Origin of the sequence: Hominilimicola sp. (assembly GCF_046972485.1) — a bacterium.
In the GTDB taxonomy this organism is placed as follows: Bacteria; Bacillota; Clostridia; order UBA1381; family UBA1381; genus Hominilimicola; species Hominilimicola fabiformis.
The window spans coordinates 1-6,853 of sequence record NZ_JBKVWU010000117.1; the positions used below are offsets into that span (position 1 = coordinate 1).

A 6,853-nucleotide genomic window follows, 5' to 3' on the forward strand; every position below is an offset into this window, starting at 1 on the left:
TAAGTGCGGTATTTGAATACCGCACTGTTTTTTTGCATAAATTTTCTTAGGGGGTGAGGCTATGAGAAATATACGGAATGTTTTAAGCGTCGTATGCGGTTATGTGGCGGCTGTTATCGGTGCAGGTTTTGCGTCGGGACAGGAGATTATAAGCTTTTTTGTGAAATACGGAAAATACAGTATTATAGGTGTATTGCTTTCGTGTATTATTTTTTCGGTGTTTGCGTATGCGGTTTTATCGGTGTGTGTAGAAAAAAATATAGAAACTTATTCGGATTATCTGAACAATTTTTTTAGACATAATATAAGAAAAATTGTCGAAATTATAACTTTACTTTTTGCAATATCCACAGTATGCGTTATGACGGCGTGTGCAGGGGAAATGTTTTTTATATTGTTCGGAATTAAAAAAATATTCGGCGCAATTATTTTTACTGCAGTATGCGGAATGATATTTTTTATGAACAATAAAAAAATTATGGGTATAAATTCGATTTTGGGTGCAATAATAATTTTCGGTATCATTTTTTGTTGTTTCTACATATTGAGATTTCGAGAACATCAAGTTTTTTCAAATGAAGTTAAAATGACTGTTTCGAGTATTTCATATGCCGGATACAATCTTATAACAACAGGTGCAATTCTTGCGGGTATGAGCCGTTTTTTGCAGGACAGGAGAGAGGCGGCATTGGCAAGCGTTATGTCCGGAGTGGTGCTGTTTGTTATGATGTTACTTATATGGACTGTGCTTGAAATATATTACTGCAAAATAAATCTCGGAGAAATACCTATGCTTACAATGGCTCTCAGACAAAACAAAGTGTTTGGAGCGATTTACGGAACGATGCTTTTCTTTGCGGTCATTACCACAGATGTATCAAACGGATTTAACGTACTTGACATAGCAAGCAGAAAAATAGGGAAGAATGTTGTTGTATTCTTTATGACTGTAATTGCGGTTGCTATGAGCGGTGCGGGTTTTTCTAAAATTATAAATACAGCTTACAGACTTTGCGGTTACGGCGGATTGGTGCTTGTTTTCTATGTTATTTATAATTTTATAAAAAATATGAATAAAGTAGAAAATGAACGTAAAAATGAGAATACAAAAGTAAAATTAGCAAAAAACAAACATAATCGACTGTAATCGAGGTTTACAAAATTAAATATCTTTGCTATTATATACAAGTCGTTTGGCGAGAGCAAAACGGCAGAGAACATACGTCGGGATGTAGCGCAGTTTGGTAGCGCATCTGGTTTGGGACCAGAGGGCCGCAGGTTCGAATCCTGTCATCCCGACCAAAAAGTATGGGAGTTTAGCTCAGCTGGGAGAGCGTCTGCCTTACAAGCAGGATGTCACAGGTTCGAGCCCTGTAACTCCCACCACTTTTTAAATAATGTTCTTAAATATGATGCTGGTGTAGCTCAATTGGTAGAGCAGCTGATTTGTAATCAGCAGGTCGCGGGTTCGAGTCCCATCACCAGCTCCATAAAAAGGGATAAACTTTCGGGTTTATCCCTCATAGTTTGGGAGAGTTCCCGAGCGGCCAAAGGGGGCAGACTGTAAATCTGTTGTCTTCGACTTCGATGGTTCGAATCCATCCTCTCCCACCAAAAACCACTTCATATAAAGTGGTTTTTTTACCCCTAAGGGGTAGGGATAAAATTTAATATGCTGGTGTAGCTCAATTGGTAGAGCAGCTGATTTGTAATCAGCAGGTCGCGGGTTCGAGTCCCATCACCAGCTCCATAAAAAGGGATAAACTTTCGGGTTTATCCCTCATAGTTTGGGAGAGTTCCCGAGCGGCCAAAGGGGGCAGACTGTAAATCTGTTGTCTTCGACTTCGATGGTTCGAATCCATCCTCTCCCACCACATCAGAGCAAGCTGTATACAGCTTGCTCTGATTTTTTGTATAATATTGTTTTGAACGTTTTTGAACGGAATATTTGATATTTTTCTTTGATTTGGTTTCGCAAATTTGGTGTATTTTTGAATGCAAAATAAAACAAAATTTTTTGTAACAATTTGTAACAACTTCTTAAATCATTTAAACAATTTTGTAAGTCTGTTGTTGTTGTAATAAATATTCATACGGCGTATAATAGACTTATAAAGAGAACAGGAAATGAATGAAAGGGAGTGTCAAATATGAAGAAGAAAATGTTAGTTGCGGCGCTTATGCTTATAGTTATGATGACTCAAATCAGTGCATTCGCTTCATCATATGCGACATATGCCGTTCATAATGAGAAAGCTGTTCTGAAAGCTGCGGATAATCTCGGCGAATATGCGGTAATACCAAAGGAACTTGAAGGTGTGACGGTAGAGGGAATCGGAGCGGATGCCTTTAAAAACAACAAAGAGTTGAAAGGTATAGAAATTCCCGAAACAGTGTCATATATCGAATGGGGAGCATTTGAAGGCTGCGATAATCTTACTGATATAAATATACCTCAAAATGTGATGAAGATTGAAGATATGACATTTGCTGACTGCACAAGCCTTGAAAACATCAAGTTACCTGAAAAATTACAGGAAATCGGAGTGAAAGCATTTTCAAACACAGATTTAAAGGAAATCGTAATTCCTGACGGCACGAAAGCCATAGATATAAAAGCATTTGAAAATTGCAAAAATCTTAAAACCGTAGTTTTGCCAAAGAGCGTTGAATACATTGCCGTCGGAGCGTTTGACGGCTGTGAAAAAGTCAACGTGAAATGTGTAAAAGGCACATATGCCGAAGAATATCTGAAAGCTAACAAAATTTCATATATTGCACATTAGTATAAAAATTTAATATGGGTTAATAATTAAAGGGTGGTATGGAAATATCACCCTTTTTGTGTGCTGATGAATTATCATAAATGCAATTTGACTTTTGGATATGTATGTAAAGTTTACAAATAGTTTAAAAACATAAAGTGTTTTTTCTATTGACGAGAGTAAGTTTGAATGGTATAATTAAAATATATTGTATTTTTTTGAAACATAGATGAATATTTTTGGAGGTTACAGAGTGAAAGTTAAATTTAATGTAAAAAGATATTTTCAAGTACTTGGAATATCACTCGCAGTGATTATTGCCGTGGCAGCTGTCTGTATGGGAATTGACTTTTCGGGCTCAAACAATGAGGAAGCAGTGGACAACACTTCGACTGTTGAGGCGGCAGACGGAAAGATAAACGTTTTACTTATGGGTGTTGACGTTGACGGCTTGAGAACAGACGCAATAATGCTTGCAAGTTTTGATACCGAAACAAAAGAGGTGAATATGCTCTCAATTCCTCGTGATACAAAAATGTATATAGGAAACCGTTATCAAAAAATTAACGCCGCACACGCATTTGTGGATGAAAGCGGAGAAATCGGCGGCGCGACAGCAACTTGTGAGGCGGTAACGAGAATAACGGGTATTCCGATAAATTACTATGTTGATTTCAGCTTTGACGCTGTTGCTCACGTTATAGACGAACTTGGTCCTATTGAATTTACAATTCCGGATCTTTACGGCGACGGTGTAGGTATGGTATATGATGACCCTGTACAGAGTCTGCATATAAATCTTCCGCCGGGAGATTATCAGCTGAACGGTCAGCAGGCTGTATGGCTTATGCGTTACAGACACGGTAATGTCAATCCGTCAACCGGTGTATTTAAAGGTTATGTAAACGGTGACAGTGACAGAGTTGAAATGCAGCAGAAATTCCTGAAAGCTGTTGTAGACCAAAAGGTTAATGCATCTTTGATTTTGAAAATTCCTTCAATATTCAAGGATATAAGCTCTGAAATTAAGACAAACTTTACAGTAAGTGAAGTTATTAAGTATTCAAAATATTTGGCTGATTTCTCAAGCGTGAATATTCATTCGTATTCATTGCCTGGTGAATATAGTTCAGATTCAGCGAACGGCGACGTTTGGATACCTAATATGGACGAAATCAGAACGATGGTACAAGATGTGTTCGGTTATCCTGCAGATAATATAACAACAGACAATCCTAAAAATGCTACAAGAGAGAGCGGTAGTTCTTCATCAAGCGGTATATCTTCAAGCTCGTCAAACACTTCAAATTCATCAAATTCATCAAATTCATCAAACTCAAAAAGCAGAAGTTCAAATTCATCATACAGTTCATCGGGAACTTCGGGTTCATCAAGTTCAGGTACTTCAAACAGTTCATCAAGCTCATCATCCGGTTCATCAAACTCATCATCCGGTTCGTCATCAAATCATGAAACGACCGAAGAAAGTACGGGAACATCAAGTTCTTCTCACGAGAGTACAGGTGAAAGATATGAATCAAGCGAAGAATCAAGCGGTGAATCTTCGAGTTCTGAATACAGTAGCAGTGAAAGCAATGACGGCAGCGATGAATAATAAAGATAAAATCACAAAAAAGTCTTGAAATTGTTGGATTTATGTGATATAATATCTTTTAAAGCGGAATATACTATATTCAGAAAGAGTGGGTTTACCCACTCTTTCATATTTATATGAAAAGATTTTTTGAAAAGTTACGGAGGTACAAATGGCTAACGGAACAGAAATCCGAGCGCTTGAACTCGGAGAACAAATTGCACAGAAACAAAATGTATATATTGTTGATGTGACATACAAAAAAGCCGACGACACTTATTCGCTATGCTATTATATTGACAAAGAGGGCGGAATTGGTATAGATGAATGTGAATTGTTTTCAAAGGCAGTAGAGGAACTTCTTGATGCGGAAGATTTTATTGAAGAAAATTATACGCTTGAAGTTTCGTCACCGGGGGCAGACAGAAAACTTACAAAGGAACGTGAATTTCTTTATTATATCGGCAGAGAGGTTGACGTAAAGCTTTACAAAGCAGAAAACGGCGTAAAGGAATTTACAGGCGTTTTAAAGGATTACAAGGATAAAACAGCATTTGTTGAACTTGATGGGAAAGTGAAAGAAATACCTGTTAAGCAAGCAGTTTATATAAGATTATCATTTAAGTTTTAGAGAGGAAGATTTATAAAAATGGAAAAGGGATTATTTGAGGTTCTTACGGAAATCTGTAACGAAAAGGGCATAAGTCAAGAGGTGCTTATAGACGCTCTTGAAGCGGCTCTTGTTGCGGCATATAAGAAAAACTTTTATTCAGCACAAAACGTTGAGGTTTCAATAGACAGAGAAAGCGGAACTGTAAAGGTATTTGCAAAGAAAGAAGTTGTTGACCTTGTATATGACGAATTTGAAGAAATTTCACTTGAGGACGCAAGAGCAATCAACGGTAATTATCAAATCGGTGATATGGTAAATATAGAAGTAACACCGAAAGATTTCGGCAGAATCAGTGCAATGACTGCAAAACAAGTTGTTACGCAGAGAATAAGAGAGGCTGAAAGAGGAATAATCTACAGTGAATACACCGAAAAGACAAATGACATAGTTTCGGGAACAATCGAGAGAATAGAAAAAGGAAACGTATTTATAGACATCGGCAAAATCGAAGCAATGCTGCCTGAAAAAGAACAGCCAATCGGCGAAACATATGAAGTAGGTCAAGTGCTTAAATGCTATGTGAGCGAAGTGAAAAGCGGAACAAAGGGTACACAAATTATAGTTTCAAGAACTCATCCGGGACTTGTTAAAAAGTTGTTTGAGGCAGAAGTACCTGAAATTGCCGAGGGTATTGTTGAGATAAAGAACATTGCGCGTGAGGGCGGCTCAAGAACAAAGATTGCCGTTTATTCAAACGATCCTAACGTTGACGCACAAGGTGCTTGTATCGGACCGAAGGGTATAAGAGTTCAGAATATCGGCGAAGAATTGAAGAATGAAAAGATTGATATAGTTAAGTGGAGCGAAGACCCTGCCGAATTTATTGCGGCAAGTCTAAGTCCAGCCAAGGTTATTTCAGCTGAAATCAACGAAGAGGAAAAGAGTGCACACGTTGTTGTACCTGAATATCAGCTTTCGCTTGCAATAGGCAGAGCAGGTCAGAATGTACGTCTTGCGGCAAGACTTACAGGCTGGAAAATAGACATCAGTGCGGAGGACTAATATATATGAAGCACATACCACAAAGGATGTGCGTTGCGTGCAGAAAAATGTATCCGCAAAATGAACTTATAAGATTGGTTCGTGACAACAAAACAGGTGAGATTAAATTCGACTGTGATAAAAAATTGTTCGGACGTGGTGCTTATATTTGCAAGAATATAGACTGTATTCGAAATGCGGAGAAAAAAAGAGGGATTGAGCGTCATTTTAAATGTGCCGTCCCAAAGGAACTATATAAAGCGGCGGAGGAATTGATTTGAACAACAAATTTTTAGGTATGCTCGGCTTGGCAAAAAGAGCCGGTAAGGTGCAGACAGGTGAAGATATATGTTCAAAAGCCGTTAAAAGCGGTGTTTCAAAGCTTATTATAGTAGCGTGTGACGCATCTGATAATACAAAAAAATCAATAACCGATTCATGCAAATTTTATAAAACGAAATTTGTTGAGGCGGGAAGTAAGGCGGAGCTTGGCAAGTTTACAGGAGCAGACAGCCGTGCGGTAGTTTCCGTGAATGACGACAATTTTGCGAAAGCAATTTTAGATAGATTAAACGACTAATCCCTCTGGGACATGGAGAAAGGGTGATGCAAATATGGCAGATAAGATAAAATTAGGTGAGATTTCAAAAAATCTAAAGATTACAAATAAGGATATAATAGCTAAACTTGCGGAATTCGGAGTAGAACTAAAGAGTTCGGCAAGCGTGGTTGACGAAGAAACTATCGGTTTGATTTTCGATATTTATACGGAGATGAACCAAGTTTCAGAGGAAGAAATCCGCGAAATGCGTGAGGCGGCTTTGAAGAAAGCAAGAGAAG

The 6,853-nt window shown here is 38.0% G+C and carries 8 protein-coding genes and 6 tRNA genes; all 14 read left to right on the forward strand.

From position 1 onward, the window contains the following. Positions 1–61: 61 nt before the first annotated feature. Complete coding sequence (locus tag ACLTU0_RS09855) at positions 62–1,147, forward strand: hypothetical protein (protein WP_412322269.1); 1,086 nt, start codon at positions 62–64, stop codon at positions 1,145–1,147. Positions 1,148–1,225: 78 nt separating this feature from the next. After that, a tRNA-Pro gene (locus ACLTU0_RS09860) sits at positions 1,226–1,302 on the forward strand. A gap of 8 nt (positions 1,303–1,310) precedes the next feature. Beyond that, a tRNA-Val gene (locus ACLTU0_RS09865) sits at positions 1,311–1,386 on the forward strand. Between the two features lie 28 nt (positions 1,387–1,414). After that, positions 1,415–1,490: transfer RNA gene (locus tag ACLTU0_RS09870), tRNA-Thr, on the forward strand. Between the two features lie 39 nt (positions 1,491–1,529). Next, a tRNA-Tyr gene (locus ACLTU0_RS09875) sits at positions 1,530–1,614 on the forward strand. A gap of 60 nt (positions 1,615–1,674) precedes the next feature. Further along, positions 1,675–1,750: transfer RNA gene (locus ACLTU0_RS09880), tRNA-Thr, on the forward strand. A gap of 39 nt (positions 1,751–1,789) precedes the next feature. After that, positions 1,790–1,874, forward strand: a tRNA-Tyr gene (locus ACLTU0_RS09885). A gap of 276 nt (positions 1,875–2,150) precedes the next feature. Beyond that, positions 2,151–2,786 (forward strand): leucine-rich repeat domain-containing protein, encoded by a 636-nt coding sequence (locus ACLTU0_RS09890; protein WP_118445875.1) that lies wholly within the window; start codon positions 2,151–2,153, stop codon positions 2,784–2,786. A 232-nt stretch (positions 2,787–3,018) separates the two neighbouring features. Beyond that, complete coding sequence (locus ACLTU0_RS09895; protein WP_412322270.1) at positions 3,019–4,380, forward strand: LCP family protein; 1,362 nt, start codon at positions 3,019–3,021, stop codon at positions 4,378–4,380. 151 nt (positions 4,381–4,531) lie between these two features. Continuing rightward, positions 4,532–4,990, forward strand: a complete 459-nt coding sequence (rimP, locus tag ACLTU0_RS09900) for a ribosome maturation factor RimP (RefSeq protein WP_412322271.1) — start codon at positions 4,532–4,534, stop codon at positions 4,988–4,990. An 18-nt stretch (positions 4,991–5,008) separates the two neighbouring features. Continuing rightward, positions 5,009–6,034 (forward strand): transcription termination factor NusA, encoded by a 1,026-nt coding sequence (gene nusA / locus ACLTU0_RS09905; RefSeq protein ID WP_022230141.1) that lies wholly within the window; start codon positions 5,009–5,011, stop codon positions 6,032–6,034. A gap of 5 nt (positions 6,035–6,039) precedes the next feature. Continuing rightward, positions 6,040–6,294 carry an RNase P modulator RnpM gene (rnpM, locus tag ACLTU0_RS09910; RefSeq protein WP_022230142.1) on the forward strand — a complete coding sequence of 85 codons (255 nt, stop codon included), beginning with the start codon at positions 6,040–6,042 and terminating at the stop codon, positions 6,292–6,294. After that, entirely contained in the window at positions 6,291–6,593 is a 303-nt protein-coding gene (locus tag ACLTU0_RS09915) for a L7Ae/L30e/S12e/Gadd45 family ribosomal protein (RefSeq protein WP_022230143.1), read from the forward strand. Before rnpM ends, ACLTU0_RS09915 begins: the two co-directional genes overlap by 4 nt. A 34-nt stretch (positions 6,594–6,627) precedes the next feature. Beyond that, positions 6,628–6,853: translation initiation factor IF-2 N-terminal domain-containing protein (locus tag ACLTU0_RS09920; RefSeq protein WP_412322273.1), on the forward strand; the 226-nt coding region annotated here is incomplete at its 3' end.